The organism is Winogradskyella sp. PG-2 (genome assembly GCF_000828715.1).
In the GTDB taxonomy this organism is placed as follows: domain Bacteria; phylum Bacteroidota; class Bacteroidia; order Flavobacteriales; family Flavobacteriaceae; genus Winogradskyella.
This window is the reverse complement of the sequence record NZ_AP014583.1, coordinates 1752204-1771641: the sequence shown is the minus strand read 5'-3', so window position 1 is coordinate 1771641 and position 19438 is coordinate 1752204. Positions and strand designations below refer to the sequence as shown.

16 protein-coding genes are annotated in these 19438 nt (G+C 32.4%); 7 read left to right on the top strand and 9 right to left on the bottom strand.

Going from position 1 to position 19438, the window contains the following annotated elements:
* The first annotated feature begins 100 nt into the window (after positions 1–100).
* From WPG_RS07845 to WPG_RS07835, 3 genes are all read left to right on the top strand, one after another.
* The gene (locus WPG_RS07845; RefSeq protein WP_045475324.1) at positions 101–862 is read left to right on the top strand and encodes an exodeoxyribonuclease III; all 762 of its coding nucleotides are present in this window, start codon (positions 101–103) and stop codon (positions 860–862) included.
* Positions 863–914: 52 nt separating this feature from the next.
* Positions 915–1874, top strand: coding sequence for a flagellar motor protein MotB (locus tag WPG_RS07840; RefSeq protein ID WP_045471081.1), 960 nt, complete (start codon positions 915–917; stop codon positions 1872–1874).
* 69 nt (positions 1875–1943) lie between these two features.
* A complete protein-coding gene (locus WPG_RS07835; RefSeq protein ID WP_045471079.1) occupies positions 1944–2981 on the top strand; it encodes an aldo/keto reductase in 1038 nt (345 codons plus the stop codon).
* A 66-nt stretch (positions 2982–3047) separates the two neighbouring features.
* Here WPG_RS07835 and WPG_RS07830 read toward each other — a convergent pair whose 3' ends face one another.
* Positions 3048–4592, bottom strand: coding sequence for a ribonuclease E/G (locus tag WPG_RS07830; protein ID WP_045471077.1), 1545 nt, complete (start codon positions 4590–4592; stop codon positions 3048–3050).
* A gap of 318 nt (positions 4593–4910) precedes the next feature.
* The gene (locus WPG_RS07825) at positions 4911–5201 is read right to left on the bottom strand and encodes an HU family DNA-binding protein (RefSeq protein WP_008270198.1); all 291 of its coding nucleotides are present in this window, start codon (positions 5199–5201) and stop codon (positions 4911–4913) included.
* Between the two features lie 133 nt (positions 5202–5334).
* On the opposite strand from WPG_RS07825, the gene mutY reads away from it, so the two are divergent.
* From mutY to gldD, 4 genes are all read left to right on the top strand, one after another.
* Positions 5335–6384 (top strand): A/G-specific adenine glycosylase, encoded by a 1050-nt coding sequence (gene mutY, locus WPG_RS07820; RefSeq protein ID WP_045471075.1) that lies wholly within the window; start codon positions 5335–5337, stop codon positions 6382–6384.
* 74 nt (positions 6385–6458) lie between these two features.
* Entirely contained in the window at positions 6459–6905 is a 447-nt protein-coding gene (locus WPG_RS07815; protein WP_045471073.1) for a single-stranded DNA-binding protein, read from the top strand.
* Positions 6906–6916: 11 nt separating this feature from the next.
* Positions 6917–8233 carry a gliding motility-associated protein GldE gene (locus WPG_RS07810; protein WP_045471071.1) on the top strand — a complete coding sequence of 439 codons (1317 nt, stop codon included), beginning with the start codon at positions 6917–6919 and terminating at the stop codon, positions 8231–8233.
* Complete coding sequence (gene gldD / locus WPG_RS07805) at positions 8230–8799, top strand: gliding motility lipoprotein GldD (protein ID WP_045471069.1); 570 nt, start codon at positions 8230–8232, stop codon at positions 8797–8799. The genes WPG_RS07810 and gldD overlap by 4 nt, the downstream gene beginning before the upstream one ends.
* 81 nt (positions 8800–8880) lie before the next feature.
* Here gldD and WPG_RS07800 read toward each other — a convergent pair whose 3' ends face one another.
* The 7 genes from WPG_RS07800 to hppD all read right to left on the bottom strand — a co-directional run bounded on the left by WPG_RS07800 (position 8881) and on the right by hppD (position 19427).
* Positions 8881–10530 (bottom strand): choice-of-anchor J domain-containing protein, encoded by a 1650-nt coding sequence (locus tag WPG_RS07800; protein WP_045471066.1) that lies wholly within the window; start codon positions 10528–10530, stop codon positions 8881–8883.
* A gap of 12 nt (positions 10531–10542) precedes the next feature.
* Positions 10543–13116 carry a TonB-dependent receptor gene (locus WPG_RS07795; protein WP_045471064.1) on the bottom strand — a complete coding sequence of 858 codons (2574 nt, stop codon included), beginning with the start codon at positions 13114–13116 and terminating at the stop codon, positions 10543–10545.
* A 161-nt stretch (positions 13117–13277) separates the two neighbouring features.
* Positions 13278–14924, bottom strand: a complete 1647-nt coding sequence (gene pgi, locus WPG_RS07790) for a glucose-6-phosphate isomerase (RefSeq protein ID WP_045471062.1) — start codon at positions 14922–14924, stop codon at positions 13278–13280.
* An 8-nt stretch (positions 14925–14932) separates the two neighbouring features.
* Positions 14933–16243: a peptidoglycan DD-metalloendopeptidase family protein gene (locus WPG_RS07785; RefSeq protein WP_045471059.1), complete on the bottom strand. Its 1311-nt coding sequence runs from the start codon at positions 16241–16243 to the stop codon at positions 14933–14935.
* Between the two features lie 9 nt (positions 16244–16252).
* Positions 16253–17185 carry a tryptophan 2,3-dioxygenase family protein gene (locus tag WPG_RS07780; RefSeq protein WP_045471057.1) on the bottom strand — a complete coding sequence of 311 codons (933 nt, stop codon included), beginning with the start codon at positions 17183–17185 and terminating at the stop codon, positions 16253–16255.
* 3 nt (positions 17186–17188) lie between these two features.
* The gene (locus WPG_RS07775; RefSeq protein WP_045471055.1) at positions 17189–17983 is read right to left on the bottom strand and encodes a DUF3108 domain-containing protein; all 795 of its coding nucleotides are present in this window, start codon (positions 17981–17983) and stop codon (positions 17189–17191) included.
* A gap of 283 nt (positions 17984–18266) precedes the next feature.
* On the bottom strand, positions 18267–19427 hold the full coding sequence (gene hppD / locus WPG_RS07770) for a 4-hydroxyphenylpyruvate dioxygenase (protein ID WP_045471053.1): 1161 nt from the start codon (positions 19425–19427) through the stop codon (positions 18267–18269).
* Between the last annotated feature and the right edge of the window lie 11 nt (positions 19428–19438).

The following is a 19438-nucleotide window of genomic DNA, read 5'->3' as shown; positions in this document are numbered from 1 at the left end:
AGCAGTATAAATTTGTAGTGTAAAAGTACAGTATTATTTAATTTAGCAGAAGAGTGAATGTTTAATTAAAATGAGATTCCTGCATAAGTGGGAAATAGATATGAAAATTGTATCGTATAACGTTAATGGCATTAGAGCAGCTATAAACAAAGGTTTTATTGATTGGTTAAAAGCTACAGATCCAGATGTAATTTGTCTGCAAGAAATTAAAGCTATGAAAGAGCAACTCGATCTCAGTTTGTTCTCAGAAGCAGGTTACAAATTCAACTATTGGTTTAGCGCTCAGAAAAAAGGGTATAGTGGTGTTGCAATTCTATGCAAAACAGAACCTAAACATATAGAGTTTGGTACAGGCATTGAATCCATGGATTTTGAAGGCCGTAACATAAGAGTAGATTACGAAGATGTTTCTGTAATGAGTATGTACTTACCTTCGGGAACCAACGATGCTAGACTAGCTCATAAATTTGAATATATGGACTTAATCCATAACTATTTAAATAATTTACGAAACGAAAAACCAAACTTAGTTGTTGTTGGTGATTATAATATTTGTCACGAAGCTATAGATATTCATAATCCAAAAATGAAAGGTGTTTCTGGATTCTTACCAGAAGAACGTGAATGGTTAGGTAATTTTATTGATAGCGGATTTATTGATAGTTTTAGACACTTACATCCTGAACGACAAGAATTTTCTTGGTGGAGTTATAGAGCAAATTCTAGAGCAAATAATAAAGGTTGGCGTTTAGATTATATTATGGTTAGCCAACCTTTACAAGAAAAAATAAAACGAAGCGTTATACTAACCGAAGCAGTTCATAGTGACCATTGTCCTATTCTAGTAGAGCTTGATTTATAATTAATCTTGAAAAAGAAATCGAAAATTAAACAAACGACTTAACAATTATAATATGATTAAAAAACTTCTATTACTAGCACTAACATTGACATTAATGACGTCATGTGTTTCTAAAAAGATATTTACAGATCTAGAAACTAAGTATGGTAATCTTAAAAAAGAAAATAGAGAGTTAACTGATGAAGTTGAAACCCTTTCTAAAGACAAAACAAAACTATCTAACGACTTAGATCAACTTCAATCTGCCTATGAAACTGCAGTTGCTGAACGAGATAAATTACAAAGCGATTACGCTGCCGCAAAATCTAATCTCGAAATACTAAAAGCGTCCTATAAAGCATTAGAAGAAAACAGTTCTGCATCAATTGCTGCTAATTCGAAGAAAAACAGAGAACTTTTAGCACAATTGGAAGCAAAAGAACAAGCCTTAGCTGCTGAAAACGAACGCCTAAATACCTTGAAAAAGGAGCTCGAAAAGGGATCTAAACGCGTTGCTGAACTCGAAAATGTTATCGCTACTAAAGATGCCAACATGCGTGCTCTAAAAGATGCTATATCTAAAGCCTTAACTAATTTTGAAGGCAAAGGTTTAACTGTAGAGCAACGCGATGGTAAAGTCTATATCTCAATGGAAAATAAATTATTATTTCAATCTGGTAGCTGGTCCGTTGGTAGTGAAGGTAAAAAAGCAGTACAACAATTAGGAAATGTATTAGCGGACAATCCTGATATTGCAGTATTAATTGAAGGGCATACAGATAATGATCCTTATAAAGGTAACGCACAATTAAGCGGTAACTGGGATTTATCTGCAAAACGCGCTACAGCCATTGTAAATATTCTTAGAGAAAATAAAACAATAGATCCAAAAAATTTAACAGCGGCTGGCCGAGGAGAATTTGCTCCAATAGCAAGTAATGATACTAATACAGGCAAAGCTAAAAATCGACGAATCGAAGTGATTTTAACTCCAAAATTAGACGAGATTTCTAAATTATTAAAAGATATTTAGGATCCTTGTGATGACAAGAAACTTAAGTCCAACCATTAAAAAGATTCCCACTTTCGTAGGAAGTAAAACATGAAATACACAACACTACCAAATACAGATATAAAAGTTAGTAAAATATGCCTTGGCACCATGACATGGGGAAATCAAAACACCCAAGACGAAGGCTTTGCGCAAATGGATTTCGCCTTAGATAAAGGTGTTAACTTCTTTGATGTCGCAGAGTTATATCCTGTACCAGCAACAGCAGAAACTTACGCTGAAACTGAACGTATTATTGGCAATTGGTTTACAAAAACTGGCAATAGAGATAAGGTTATATTAGCTACTAAAATTGCAGGTGTAGGAGATTATACAGCACATATTAGAACAACAGGCTTTAGTAAAGAAGCACTTAATGAGGCTGTAGATAATAGTTTAAAGCGCCTCCAAACAGATTATATAGATTTATACCAATTGCATTGGCCAGAGCGTCAAACCAATTATTTTGGTACAAGAGATTATGTCCATAATTCTGATGATAAATGGGAAGATAATTTTAATGAAATTTTACACAATCTTGATGATATAATTAAATCAGGAAAAATAAGACAGGTTGGTATTTCTAACGAAGGTGCTTGGGGAACAATGCGTTATTTACAAGAATCTAAAACGAATAACTTGCCAAGGATGATAACCATACAAAATGCTTATAATTTATTATGCAGACCATTTGAAGGTGATTTAGCAGAAGTTGCACATAGAGAAAACATAGGTTTATTAGCCTATTCACCAATGGCTTGTGGTGAACTCTCAGGTAAATATATAAAAGGTATAGCAGCTGATAATGCGCGTTTAAAATTATTCCCAAGATTTAATCGCTATAGTAGTGCAACAGCAACAGAAGCCACAAAACGATACCTGAAAATTGCTGAAGATCATAGTATGAGTTTGGCTCAAATGGCTTTAGCATTTGTAAATGAGAGACCGTTTTTAACTAGTAACATTATAGGCGCGACTAATCTAAAGCAACTAGAGGAAAATATTGATAGTATTAATATTACATTATCTAAAGAAGTTATGGATGCTATTAATGCGGTACACGCCGAAATTCCTAATCCTGCAACATAAAAAACCCTAAAAAATTCATAACAAAAAAGCCCTTCCAAAATTGGAAGGGCTTTTTTCTAATAGATATTATTTGATTTTGTTACCATCTTTATCATAAAAATGGTATTCAAGATAAGTGTAAGCATCTCTAGGTAAAACTTTTACCCATTTTTTGTGTTCAAAAAACCATTTTGAACGTGGTGATGGAAACCCTTTGGTTAAAAAGGCTGCTATAAAAGGATGTGCATTTAATGTTACCTTCTTATAGTCTTTTTTGAAAATCCTTTGTAGGTCTTGGTTAATACGTTCCACCACTTTAATTGGTGCTTCGATTTCTGCTCCTCCTACTAAATTAGGGTTTTCTTCTTTGGTTTTAATATTACGCTCAGGCCTAACGCGTTGTCTGGTAATTTGCACTAAACCAAACTTACTCGGCGGTAATATTTTATGTTTTGCTTTGTCGTCTTTCATCTCATCTCTGAGAAAATTATAAAGCTTTTTTCTGTTTTCAACGCGTCCCATATCGATAAAATCGATAACAATTATACCTCCCATGTCACGTAAACGTAATTGGCGAGCTATCTCCGCAGCTGAAATCATGTTAACTTCTAAAGCCGTATCTTCTTGGCTCTTCTCTTTGTTAGAGCGATTACCACTATTTACATCTACAACATGTAGAGCTTCGGTATGTTCTATTACCAAATAAGCTCCTTTTGCCATAGATACTGTACGACCAAACGATGTTTTAATTTGGCGTTCTATACCAAATTTTTCAAAAATAGGGACACCGTTTTTATAGTGCTTTACTATAGACTCTTTTTTAGGTGCAATTTGTTGCACGTAATCTTTTACTTGTATGTACATTTCTTCGTCATCTACCACTATACCTGAGAAAGTATCATTAAATATATCTCTCAAAATTGAGGATGCTTTATTCATTTCTCCTAGTACTTTAGTTGGGTGATGTGCTTTGTACAATTTTTTACACATTGCTGTCCATCGACTCAGCAAATTTTGTAAATCACTATCTAGCTCGGCAACTTTCTTACCTTCAGCTACAGTACGAATAATAACCCCAAATCCTTTAGGTGTGATACTCTTAACGAGTCTTTTTAAGCGGTCTTTTTCTTCTTGAGATTCAATTTTTTGAGAAATTGAAATGCGATTAGAAAAAGGCACTAAGACTATGTATCTACCAGCAATAGACAATTCTGAACTAATGCGTGGCCCTTTTGTGGAAATTGGTTCTTTTACGACTTGTACTAAAATGGATTGGTTAGACTTAATTGCTTGCGCAATTTTGCCATGCTTGTCTAAATCCTTTTCCTTTGGAAAGTCTTTGAGCGTATAATCTCTTAATTTTCCTGTGCTTACACGTTTAATGAATTTCATAAGTGAAGGCAATTGCGGTCCTAGATCGTGATAGTGTAAAAAACCATCTTTCTCGTACCCTACGTTAACAAACGCAGCGTTTAAACCAGGCATAACCTTACGTATTTTGGCAATAAAAATATCACCAACCGCAAAGTCATTATCCTCCTCGTCTTTATGTAATTCAATAAGTTTTCCATCTTTTAATAAGGCAAAATCAACAATATCTGAACTCGATCTTACGATTAATTCTTTGTTCATAATGTTAATTTATATCTAGCTCTTCATTGAGATAGATGGATTTTACTAAATTATTTGACACAGGTATTCCGATAAATATCGGAAAATCCAGCAAATTCAGTAACACTCTATTAAATGTCACCTAAATTCTATATCAAAGAACGTTTCTTTAAAACTGAAAAAAGTAGTTGAAAAACTACTTTTAACAATTTATTTCTTTTTGTGACGATTAGCGCGTCTACGTTTTTTACGCTTATGCGTCGCTACCTTGTGTCTTTTTCTTTTTTTACCACTTGGCATAATAAATAATGCTTTTAATTAATATTTTAGTTTAATACTTTAGTTTACTTCAACATTAGATTTTACACCTTCCAAAAATACTTTAGCAGGCTTAAAAGCAGGTATGTTGTGAGCAGGTATTTTTATTGTAGTATTTTTTGAAATATTACGACCAGTTTTTTCTGCTCTTGTTTTAATAATAAAACTTCCGAAACCTCTTAAATAAACGTTATCTCCGCTCTCTAAAGAAGTCTTCACTTCTTCCATAAAAGTCTCTACTGTTGCTTGTACGTCGCCTTTCTCAATACCTAATTTATCAGATATTTTAGCCACCAAATCAGCTTTTGTCATTGTTATTAGTTTTAGGATTACTATAAATTCTAAGGGATGCAAATATATGTAATTTAATTACAATAAATCAAACGTAATTAATTAAAATTTAACGTGATAAAGATTTAATTTTGCTTCTTCATTAAAAAAATAAATGGATTTCAATAAAGAACTAATTAACTGGTACTCAATTCATAAACGAGAATTACCATGGAGAGGAACTCAAAACCCTTATTTCATTTGGCTTTCAGAAATTATTTTACAACAAACTCAAGTAAAACAAGGACTACCTTATTATGAAAGCTTTGTTAAGACATTTCCAACCGTTTTCGACCTTGCCAATGCCTCAGAAGAATCCATTTTAAAACTATGGCAAGGACTTGGCTACTACTCTAGAGCAAGAAATTTACATACTACGTCTAAATATATTGCTAACGAGCTTAATGGTGTTTTTCCTAACAATTATAATGACTTATTAAAACTAAAAGGAGTAGGTGATTACACAGCAAGTGCCATTGCCTCTATAGCATTTAATGAAGTTACAGCAGTTGTAGATGGGAATGTATATAGAGTCTTATCTCGTTATTTTGGTATAAAAACACCCATAAATTCTACTGCAGGAATAAAACAATTCAAAACACTTGCTACATCATTGATTGATATGATTGAACCAGCAACATACAATCAAGCTATTATGGAATTTGGTGCAAGACAATGCAAACCAAAAAATCCCGATTGTTCTATATGCCCAATAAAAAATAGTTGCATATCACTTCAGAAGAATTTAATTAATACGCTCCCTGTTAAATTGAAGAAAACGAAAGTGACTAATAAATATTTTAATTTTCTAATCTGTATAGATAAGAATAAACATGTTCTTTTTGAAAAACGTACAGGAAAAGGTATTTGGCAAAACCTATATCAGTTCCCGTTGGTTGAATCCAAAAAGAGTTTAAAGGTAAATGAGTTTCATCTTTTAAATCTTGAAATGACTGTTCTCAAATCTATTGACTTTGACTATTCATTATATAACGAAGTTGATAAAGTTCATAAATTATCACATCAACATCTTTACACTAAATTCTGGATTATAGAAGTAGAGCAATTACTTGAGCAAGGAATTTCAATTAATAATTTAGCAAAGTATCCTGTACCCGTACTTATAGGAGATTTTATAAATGAATTCAAATTTATGGGCTTATAGGAATCACATTTTTTTATTAACTTTAAAGTAGCACATACAAAAAGAGTAACTTTGCAAACTAAATCAAAATTATTATGGCAGGAACGTTAAATAAAGTAATGCTTATTGGAAACTTAGGTGATGAAGTGAAAATGCATTATTTCGATGATAAAAATTGTGTTGGGCGTTTTCCTTTAGCAACAAGTGAAACTTACACAAGTAAGCTAACAAACGAGCGCATTACCAATACTGAATGGCATAATATTGTGGTTAGAAATAAAGCTGCTGAAATTTGTGAAAAATATCTATCCAAAGGTGATAAAGTATACATAGAAGGTCGTATAAAGACCAGAAAATGGACTGATGATAAAGGTATGGATCGTTATTCAACTGAAATACAATGTAATGAGTTTACATTTTTAAATACTAAAAATGAATCTCAACAACCACAACAATCTAATACACCAAATGTAGTTGCCAAACCACAACAATCTACTGAAAATAGTGTTGTACCAGATGGTGATGATGATTTACCATTCTAAAATAATTTATCTTGGATCCAGAACCCACGGTTTTAATTTCAAATTTATTAGTTATCAATACGTCATTAATTATAAGTGTTGTATTGCTTATTATTTTACTTCTTTGTTCTGCCCTAATTTCTGGAGCTGAAGTCGCATTGTTTTCTTTAACTAAATCTAATATTGATGAAGGTGAAGAAAACAAATCTGTTCCTATGGAAATCATAGCTACACTTTTAGAACGTCCAAAAAAGTTATTAGCCACAATTCTAGTTGCAAATAACTTTATTAATATCGCTGTGGTTTTATTATTTGCCTACATTGGTGAAACACTTTTTAGTAGTATTACTAATTATCTTCTTAGATTTTTACTCGAAGTGGTTTCTGCTACATTTTTAATATTACTCTTCGGTGAAATTATTCCTAAAATATATGCAAGTAGAAATAGTGTTCAGTTTTCATCTTTTATGGCAAGACCATTAAAAATATTAGATGTTATTTTCTCGCCAATAAGTTTACCTATGCGCTACGTAACACTTAAAATACAAGATACTTTTGGCAAACAACGCTCTAGTTTAAGCGTAGATCAATTATCTCAAGCTTTAGAATTGACAAATGATGAAGATACTACACAAGAAGAGCAAAAATTACTACAAGGTATTGTCTCTTTTGGTAATACAGATACAAAACAAGTGATGCGACCACGTATGGACTTATTCGCTTTAAATATTGAAACACCCTTTGAAGCTATTATAAAAGAAATTATTGATAAAGGCTATTCTAGAATTCCTGTATATGAAGAAAGTATAGATACCATAAAAGGTGTACTTTATGTAAAGGATTTATTACCACATTTGAATAAGAAAAAATTCAAATGGACATCCATATTACGTGAGCCTTTCTTTGTTCCTGAAAATAAGAAGCTTGATGATCTAATGGTAGAGTTTCAAACAAAAAAAGTACACCTTGCCGTCGTTGTTGATGAATATGGTGGAACCTCTGGGTTGGTCTCATTAGAAGATATTATCGAAGAAATTGTTGGTGATATTAGTGATGAATATGACGATGACGATTTAATTTTCACAAAAATCGACAACAATAATTATAGCTTTGATGGTAAAACACCTCTAAAAGATGTCTATAGAATTATTGGATTAGAAGAAATAGAAGAATTTGAAACTAGAAAAGGTGAAGCAGAAACATTAGCTGGATTTGTATTAGAAATTTCTGGTGGATTCCCCAGAATAGGTAGTAAAATAAATTTTGAAAATTACGTTTTTACTATAGAAGCTTTAGAGCGCAAACGTATAAAACAGATTAAACTCACACTTATTAATACTATTAAATGAAAAGAATAATTATACCTTTAATGAGTTGGTTTATTTTAGGCTGTGGAGAAGATCCACTCCCTAAACCAAAAGCTCTTTTAAGATTGGAATATCCTGAAGCGAACTACAAAAAAGCTTCTATCCCTTTACCATTTACATTTGAAAAAAATGAACTTACTGAATCAATTGGTTCCGTTAAAACTTCTGGCGATGCTATTGGTGTTGATGTTAAATATCCTTCATTAAAAGCAACCATTTTTTTAACTTATAAAAAAGTTGAGAATGATAATATAAACAATCTTTTAAGAGACGCTCAAAACCTAACACAAAAGCACACAATCAAGGCTGATGAAATTGCACAAAACGAATTTCTGAATCTTGAAAACAAAGTATATGGTATGATTTATGAAATTGGTGGCGATGCTGCATCTCAATCTCAATTCTATGTTACGGACAGTCTAAATCACTTTGTAAGTGGATCTTTGTATTTTTATGCAAAACCTAATTACGATTCAATTTATCCAGCTTCAGAATATCTTAAAAAAGATATTAAACATATTATGGAAAGTATTCGTTGGAAAGAGTAATCTTAAAAAGATGATTACAAAAAATAGCCTCTTGATAAAATCAAGAGGCTATTTTTATATTAAGCTATTGGAAATTCAAATCTATTGGTAGACCCAAACTCCACCTTCTTTAATAACAGCAAAATCTTCAAATCCATTACTACCTGTATAAACATCTACAGTAACAATATATTTTTGTTCTTCAGCTGCTGAAGGATCTAAAATGTTTAAGACTACGTTAATTGCTTCTAATACCATTGCATCCGTCCATTCTGCAGAATTACCTGGACGTCTATCAAAGTTTCCAAAATTATCCATACTTCCAGTAGCATCAGGATAAGCACTAGCTAACGCAGAAACAATTGCAGTATAATCTGCACCTGTCATTGAGTATCTGATCGTATTATCAGGTACCCATATACCATTTTCTAATCCAAACTGTAATGATGTATCTATTACACTCTGACTTCCTACCCATATACCATCTGTATACGTATAAAGATTACCTCTTGTACCTAAACCACTATTACTAGAAAAATACTTGTAAATCACAAACATTTCATCTTCCTCTTGAGCAAAAGGATATGTAATACTTAAAAATGTTGGTAAATAATTATCTGCAGGTGTTCCACTACTAAAATTATCGAATCGTCCAGGTTGTCCGAACTCTTCACCCATAGAATCATAATCTGAAGTACTTAGATAATATACATCATCTGCTGCTTCCCATGATCCACCTTCGTACACAAAGTATTCACCTTTAGAATCAGTATCACCAGAAACACCTACTGCTTTAATTGCCATAGATTGTACTCTCCATCTTGGTGAATCAGAATCTGTAGAACTGTACTTAAGTCCTATATGAATCTGTTGACCATCATATGCAGAAAAATCAAAATCTTCTGATGCTGTTAAGCTACCAAAAATTGTTTTATCAAAAGCAAAAGCAGTCCATGTCGCAGTCATAGGATCAGTACCTGTAGTATAGTTAGTAGACACCATAACATCAATTAATGTATCATCGCCTAAGAAATCAATTTCTTGTGTGATTTGAAACAATAAATCAGATTCACCAGTTAAATCAACTTGAGGTGATATAAGCCATTCTTCAACAGCATTTGCACTACCATTAAAACCAGAACCTTGGACGTTAGCTGAACCTACTGTCCAACCAAGTTCATCAAGACCAGAAACAGATACCAATTCATAACTATCGTAATCAGCTGGAAAAGCAGCACTATACAAATTTGCTAATCCTATTTCAGGAGTTTCAAAATATTGATCATATTCTACTAAGACAATTTGGCCTTCAGTTGGTGCTGCAATTTGCGCATCTAAAACTGCAGGGATTTCCTCTGTAGCATCTACATTAGGGTAAAATCCAAAAGCATCACTACCAGTTGTAGCATAATCAGCATTTGAAAACTCATAAACATCTGAACCTGTAAGATCACTTGCACCTTCTGCAGAACCTACAAATAATTTATAAGTTACTAATGCAGAAGAACCATCACCAAAATGAGGATACTTATTCGATAATAAACCAGGTATAGCTACTCTAGCATCTTCATCAGAACTAAAGTTTCCAAAACTTAGCTCTAAATCAGCATAGTCATCATCAGTTAATGTATATTCTACTTCGCCAACAATTGGCGCGTCTTGTGCTCCAAGATCGTTATTAATGTCTTCAACAGGATTACAACCTGTAAAGACTGCGCCAATAAAGGCTAATAAATAAACTATTCTTTTCATCTTTCTATTTTTTTAAAATTTAAGCGTTGCTCCAAAACTAAATGTTCTACCAAAACCATAATAAACTAATGCTGTTTCAGCATTTGATCCTGGACCATCTAAGGCATCAGCTATATATTTAGTGTTAAATACATTATTCATTCTAGCTATTAAAGAAGCTTTGAATTTTCCAAATGGAAAACTATGAGTAAAAGCAGTATCAAATACACCGTAAGCAGGAACTTCCCACGGGTCTGGAGCATTTTCTACACCTCTATCACTAGGATCGAAGTCCGCGTATAAGCGATCAAAGTAATTATAATCTACAGAAAATCTTGTGCCTGCGGCTAATTTATAATCTAATCCTAATGCCATAGTCGTTTGTGCTGCGTCACCAACAGGTGTATCTGCAATAAATAAATTAACGGTATTTACAACTTCTTGCTCTTCATTTAAAATTTGAACATCTGTTACATCATCTTCCCATCTCCAGTCTCCTAAAGAAGCCATACCTGTAATATTCAATTTATCTGTAGCTCTGTATACAAAGTCAATTTCTATACCTTGATGAACTGCATTTACTCCTAAAATATTAGCAAACCCTGTTTCATCAGCACTTAATTGAAAACCTATTGTTTCTGTTCTATCTCTCCAAGCTGTTCTGTATAAGTTAACATTAGCAGATAATTTATCGCTTCTGTAACCATAACCCAATTCAAAACTTAAGATTTTTTGATTCTCAGCTTCAGCATTAATGTCTTCGTTATTGAATCTTGGGAAAACAGCGTCAAAGTCTGCTGCTTTTTCAAAATATCCTAAATTAACAAATACATTGTGGTTATTTGTAAGTCTATAGTTAGCACCACCTTTAGCACCAAAACCGAAGAAATTGTAACGATCAGTTTCTTGCAATGGATCACCATCTAAATAATTAAAGTAATCTTTTCTTTTATAAGATGTATTAGACGCATTTAATGAGATAAACGTATTAAAGTTTTCATTAACATCATATTCTAATTGTGTGAAGGCTCCTAACCATCCTACTAAACCATCGTTATTATATGCTATTTTATCACCAACTCTTGCAATACCTGTTGGGTTATTTTCATTATCTTCATTGATGATGAATTGTCCACCTAATAAATCCGTAACTTCTCTAAAGTGTTTTCCTGTATAACTTCTCCAATCTAAACCAGCTAAAAACACTAAGTCATCTGTTAAATCAGTTTTCAAAGTAGATAAAACACCATACCAATTGTGATCATTACGTGAAGCTCTCAAAGCTGCACTAGAACCATTAGATCCGTTTGCAATATTCTCATCAACAATACGATCAAAATCTAAAGGACCAAATTCACCTATTCTATAATCTGGACTTTGAAATTTAAATCTAGCATCTCCTTCAAATCCAGGAGCTTCATTATCACTTCCTAGAGTTCCACCTCCACCACCAGAGCCAAAAGAGGCATAAACAGCAGTTGAGATACTCGTATTGTCATTAAGATCCCAATAGTGGTTTAATGATATTTGTGGTTTGTGATAAAAGTTATCCTCAATAGAAGTTAATTGACCATTTTTATAACCCCAATCAGAGTTATATCTAATGCCATCTTCACTTCTTCTGTATGTATCAATTAATTGTCTGTTTTGTCTTTGACCATGACGTTGCTTAGCACCGAAAGCAGTGAAAGACAATTTGTGCTGATCATTAATCTCCTTAGAAACATTAAAGAAATAAGATACAGCATTAAATGGTGTTCCGGCAACATAACCGTTACCATCTGTTTTTGCCGCTGAAACTGTAGCCGCAAAACCATTATCCATTAAACCAGTAGAATACGTTACACCATATTTTCTGTAACCATCATTACCAATACTAGCCATAACACTTCCACCTTCTTCAATATCAGTGGTACTAGTTAAAATATTGATTGTTCCACCTATAGAAGGTACTGCAACTCTAGCAGCTCCAAGACCTCTTTGTACTTGCATAGAACTTGTCACATCACCTAAGCCTGCCCAGTTACTCCAGAATACACGACCGTTTTCCATATCATTAACTGGTACACCGTTAATCATAACAGCAACATTCTCTGAGTTAAATCCACGTAAATTAATACGACCATCACCGAAACCACCACCTGATTTAGTTGCATAAACACCTGGTGTTGATTTTAAAACTTCTGGAAATTCTTGAGTTCCTAATTTTAACTGAATATCTGCAGCTCTTACTGTAGAAACAGCAACTGGAGTTTTTCTATCCACAGCTATTGAAGCTACAATCATAATTTCATCTAAACCGACATCGCTAGACATTAATACGATTGTACCTAAATCAGTGTCACCATTAAAAGCTATAGTTTGACTAACATAGCCTACATAAGAAATTACAATTTCACCAGAATTAGATTCTGCTGTTAAAGTAAAATTACCGTCAAAATTTGTAATTGCGCCATTTGTAGTTCCTTTTATAATTACATTAGCGCCAGGAAGCGGCGAATTTACATCACTATCAATAACCTTTCCTTTGATAGTACTCTGAGCATATGCATATGTTGTAAACAATGTCAAAACAACAACACATAAAAGTTGATTAAATTTTTTCATATAAAATTTAAGTTAATTGGTTTTATAATTAGCGCAAAATTACGCAATACCACAGCTAAACCATTAACTAAATGTTAACAATTTAACCAAACGAAGTTAATTATAGATTTAATAAATTTTATGTGTACATAATTAATTTTATTAAAACTTTTTAACAAATTTTAATAATTATTCTTATAACAAGCTATCAATGCTTGGGTAGACACATCGTGATGTACAGGAGTAGTATCTTCGTTCAACTCATTTAAGATAGATTTTGCCAATTGTTTACCTAATTCAACACCAAATTGGTCGTAGCTGTATATATTCCAAATAATACCTTGTACAAAGATTTTATGCTCATACATAGCTATTAATTTACCTAAACTCTCTGGTGTTAATCTTTGAATTAAGACTGATGTTGTTGGTTTATTACCTTCAAATATCTTGAAAGGGGTTAGTTTATTAATGTCGCCTTCTGTTAGTGACTTTCCATTAAATTCAGATCGAACTTCAGCCTCTGTTTTTCCATTCATCAAAGCTTCGGTTTGTGCAAAATAATTAGACATCAACTTATTATGATGATCCTTATTACCATGAAGAGATTCAATAAAACCAATAAAATCTGCTGGAATCAATTTAGTACCTTGATGTATTAATTGAAAAAAAGCATGCTGTGAGTTTGTACCAGGTTCACCCCAAATTAAAGTTCCTGTTTCGTAGGTAATTCTATTACCATCTCTATCTACACTTTTACCATTACTTTCCATGATACCTTGTTGTAGATAGGTCGCAAACTGATTGAGGTATTGCGTATATGGAATAATAGCTTCACTTTCTGCATTAAAGAAATTATTATACCAAATGGTCAACAATGCTGAAATAACCGGAATATTTTTATCAAAATCTGAAGTTCTAAAATGCTCATCCATTTTATTAGCTCCAATAAGAAGGCTCTCAAAATTCTTATAACCCAAAGCTAAGCTAATTGATAATCCTACCGCACTCCATAGAGAAAAACGTCCACCAACCCAATCTTTCATTGGAAAGATATTTGACTCATCAATACCAAATTCTTTTACACTTTCAATATTTGTTGATACAGCAACAAAGTGTTTTGATACAGCTTCTTTTGGTTGCGATTCTAAAAACCAAGCTCTGATAGAATTTGCATTAGATAAAGTTTCTTGAGTTGTAAACGTTTTAGAAACAATCACAAAAAGTGTCGTTTCAGGGTCTAGATTTTTTATAACCTCTTGATGATGGTCACCATCTACATTACTAACAAAATGAGTTTGAAGATGGTTTTTATAGTATTGAAGTGAATCTACGACCATAGCAGGCCCAAGATCAGAACCACCAATACCAATATTTACAACATCAGTAATTACTTTGCCAGTATACCCTCTGTGATCACCATTGACAATTGAATTCGTGAAATTTTTAATTTTATCTTTTACTAGATGAACTTCAGGAATTACATTAACACCATCTACAAAAACTTCTGCATCTTTTGGAGCTCTTAAAGCTGTATGAGAAACTGCCCTTCCTTCTGTAGCATTTATGATGTCGCCTTCAAAATATTTTGCTATAGCATCTTTTAATTCCAACTCATTGGCAAGAGCTAATAACAGATCTAAAGTCTCTTTTGTAATTCTGTTTTTAGAAAAGTCTACATAGAAGTCATCCCATTTTATAGTTAATTCTTCGGCTCTTTTAGTGTCAGATTTAAATAAATCTTTTAAATGCTTAGATTTTATAGATTCAAAATGTGAGGATAACTTCTTCCAAGAATCTGTTTTTGTAGGATTGGTTGCTTTTAATGCCATTACTTTAATTATAAAATTGGGTCTATTGATATTGTGTTTTCTTTTTCTATTGGTTCTGCCTCTATAAAAAAGATGTTATCCAATCGCTGTTTTATCGGAACAATAAAATCTAAATATTTAACTTTTAAACTATCAGAAATTGGTTTTGCTTCAGGTAACTTTTGCTTGAAAGGATCTACTTGTTTTCCGTTTTTCCAAAAACGATAACAGACATGTGGGCCACCTGTATTACCTGTCATTCCAACTTTACCTATAATATCACCTTGCTTTACAAATTGCCCTTTCTTAACCAATCTCTTACTCATATGAAGGTACTGCGTTGTGTAGGTATCATTATGCCTAATCTTAACATATTTACCATTCCCTCCTCTTCTTGTAGATTCTATTACTGTTCCATTTGCAGTTGCCATTATAGGTGTTCCTACTGGCGCGGCAAAGTCAGTCCCTTTATGAGGTCTAATTCTATTACCATAGAGGGCAATACGACGTTTTAAATTATAACGAGAAGATATTCTACTAAACTGAACAGGTGCTTTAAGAAATGCTCTTCTCAGATTCTTAGCGTTCTCATTAAAATAATCTCTAATCCCTTTTATAGAGTCTGTTTCAAACTCAAAAGCATATAAAGAATCCCCATTATGTTCAAAATAAGCAGCTTTTACATTATGCACACCAGCATAAATAGAATCATCAATATACTTATCTGTGTATATTACTTTAAAGCGATCCCCTTTTTGTAATCTTCTAAAATCTATAGTCCAAGCATAAATATCATCTGCCATTTTATAAGCCAGTTTTTGACTCAAGCCTTTTTCTTCAAGAGTCTCTGAAATATTATTTTCTATTATACCTGTTGCTGTTTTCTCTATGTAGGTAATAGGCTTTCTACTTCTATAAGCCTGTATAGAATCTTTAAAATTAATAACTACATAATCTTCTAAAGTTTGCTGATAAATAAATGTATCAGGTTTTTGAATGCTATCTTTTTCATTCTCTTTTGAAAAAAGTAAAGTATAAGGTTTTCCTACTTGAAGTTTTGTCGCAATATCAAAAGTATCCTTAGCTTTTTCAGCTATTTGAAATATTTTTGGATAGCCTATATTATTTCGCTCTAGGATTATACCAAATGTATCTCCTTTTCTTATTGTATCTCTTTTAAACTCATAATCGTTACGATCAAATCCAAATTCTAAGATTTTTTCTTCTTCAACAATTTCAGCAAGTTCATTCTGATATTCTTTTTTTACTGAGTCATCCTCCTTGCAAGCATATAAACTTATTGCAATTATGGTTATAGCTACTAATCGTTTTAATTGCATTAATTATTATTATAAATTATTTCCCCAATTTTTTATTTCTTCTTCTGTCCACAATTCTGGAAAGAATATCCGTTTTTGATATTTAGGATGCATATACTTTTTCCAGTCGCTTCCACCTGTTGCTTCACCATCTCCTATACCACTTTCTATATAATGTCTTGCTGCATTATAATGTGCCATTACCCATGTCACATTAACCGTATAATCATAATGGCGCATTGCTTTAATTAAGTCTTCATCTTTTTGATCTTCTAAAGGCAATTCTTTAAAACGAGTCCATAGGTTTTTGGTGTTATATATTTCCATAAACCTTAAAAATTCATCCTTATACCGTTTTTCAAAATTAACTAAAAGTGTAGATTTTTTTCCTGTTTTATGATCTTTTCCTGCAGCTTGCCAATATAAGTGCTCAAAGGCATGTGTGAAAGGCGTGTCTCTATTGATATCTTTTCTGAATCGATAATCAATAAGATTTATTAATTCTGTAGATGCGAATTCAATAAGTCTATACTGTGCACTTTGAAAACCACTTGCAGGTGTTAAGGTATATCTAAATTTCATATACTGTTCAACTTCCATGCCTTCTCTCATAATATTGAAAGATGTCGTCAACATATCAAAATAACGACTAATACGCATAATTTTACCTTCAAAATAAGCCGCTTCCATATCTTCTTTTTCGGCAACTTGAGAAATCTCCCAAAGAATCATTTTAAAAATAAGTTCATTGATCTGATGATAGGCAATAAACACCATTTCATCAGGGAGTGTGGTTCGCTGTATTTGAAGGTTTAATAAGGCGTCTGTTTGTATATAGTCCCAGTATGTAATTGGCTTGCTATATAACAAGCCGTATAAATGGTCATCTGTATCTTGGTCTATTTTAGTATACTTTTCTTCAAGTGCTTTTAAAATCTCGTCGTAATTAGGTTGATCTGACATAAATTAATTATCGAATTCTATTTGAAAGGAATGTTTTAAACCTTTAAACTCAACTAAATCTGCTCTAAGTGAACCTACAGCTAAATCTGCTTTAATTTTTAAAGGAATTTTATTTTTATCTGCACTCACCCAAAGTGTTAGACTTTCTTCTTCTTTAAACACACGGCCTGCCATTACATATGGTCTAAATTTTAGTGTTTTCACTTTTACATCAGAACCATTAACATCTACCTTTATTGTTTCTTTGCCTAAATATTTAAGTTTAAAACCATAGTTTTCTTCATCAAAAAACATATTTGTCTGTATTTCATCCCCTTCTGTTAAAGATGATGTATCAATACTATTTCTTAAATAATAGTACATTGAAACCATATCTTGAACGTCTTTATCCGTAGTTATTTTTTTTGTTTTTTCATGCTTTTTGTTATGGACCTCAGCAATTTTGTTTTTATGATCAAATTTAATTTCGACATCTTTAGTATGGCCACCTTCATTAATTTTTCTAATAAACTTATAAGGTACTCCAGTTTCTTTATCGAAATAACTTTCGTAACGGTCTTTAACTTTAAAAAGCCACTTTACAGGACCTGTCGTCCAACCTTTCCCAACAACATGATAAACTCCTTTACCATCCATAGTTGATTCTTTAACAGATAATGTAGCATTCCCAGCTTTTAGAAAACCGCTATAACTCATTTCAAATTTAAACCACTCACCTTTTTGGAAAGCAGATTCTTTCTGCACATTAGGTGCTTGAAATCCTACGAGTAGTAATATTATGGTAAATAAATGTTTCATAATCTATAGTTTGTAAATGTAAATAATGTAACGCAATTTTTATGTTACTATTATCATAAATACAATTACTATTCCAAATGTATTAAAACATTGAAATACAACACAAAAACCTAGTTGATTTTATTGTTTTTTCGTTAAATGCTCACATTTATAAATTACGCCGATGTAATAATAGAACTGACCAAAAAAACATAGTTTTAAGTTAACGATTATATGAAATATAGATGATTAGTTAGTTTTTTTTAACGCGTTTAGCTGTAGGGAGCTAGACGCGTTTTTTAATTTAAAGTGTTCCTCTTTTGGCTTGCTCTCTTTCTATAGACTCAAATAAGGCTTTAAAATTACCTGCGCCAAATCCACGAGCTCCCATACGTTGAATGATTTCGAAAAACAAAGTTGGCCTATCTTCTACTGGTTTCGTGAAAATTTGAAGTAAATAACCCTCTTCATCTGCATCAATCATAATACCTAAACTTTTTAGTTTTTCTATATCTTCTCTCAATTCGTGACTAAATTCTTCTAATCTGCCCGGAACAGCTCTATAATATTCTTCTGGTGGAGTTGACAAAAATTCTACTCCATTTGAGCGTAGTTGAGATACAGTTTTAATAATATCATCTGTTGCTACAGCAATATGTTGCACACCTGCACCTTCATAAAAATCGAGATACTCTTCAATTTGAGAACGTTTTTTACCTTCTGCTGGTTCGTTTATTGGAAATTTAATTCTACCATTTCCATTAGACATTACTTTACTCATTAATGCTGAGTATTCTGTGTGAATTTGCTTGTCATCAAAAGATAAAAAGTTTTCAAATCCCATAACGTCTTCATACCATTTTACCCAAACGTTCATTTGATTCCAACCCACATTACCAACCATGTGGTCGATATATTTTAATCCTGCAATTGGAGGATTATAATCTGATTCCCATTTTTGAAAACCTGGTAAAAAAGCTCCATTATAATTTTTACGTTCTACAAACATGTGTACAGTTTCTCCGTAAGTGTAAATTCCTGCACGCACAACCTCTCCATGTTCATCTTTTTCTACCCTTGGTTCCATATAAGATTTTGCACCTCGAGATGTTGTTTCTTTGTAGGCTTGTCTTGCATCTTCTACCCAAAGTGCTACTATTTTAACTCCATCTCCATGCTTTACAATATGATCGTTAATTTTAGATTTACTATTTAAAGGCGTAGTTAACATTAACTTTATTTTGTCTTGTGTTAACACATAACTTACAGAATCTGTAGCACCTGTTTCTAATCCTCGATACGCATGAGATTGAAAACCAAATGCTGTTTTATAAAAATGTGCTGATTGTTTGGCATTACCAACATAAAACTCAACATAATCTGTACCTAAAAGCGGCAAAAAATCTTGCGCTCCTTCAAATATTTTCTCTAAACCGTAGTTTACATTTTTTACTTCTTTTGCCATAAAACAAAAAT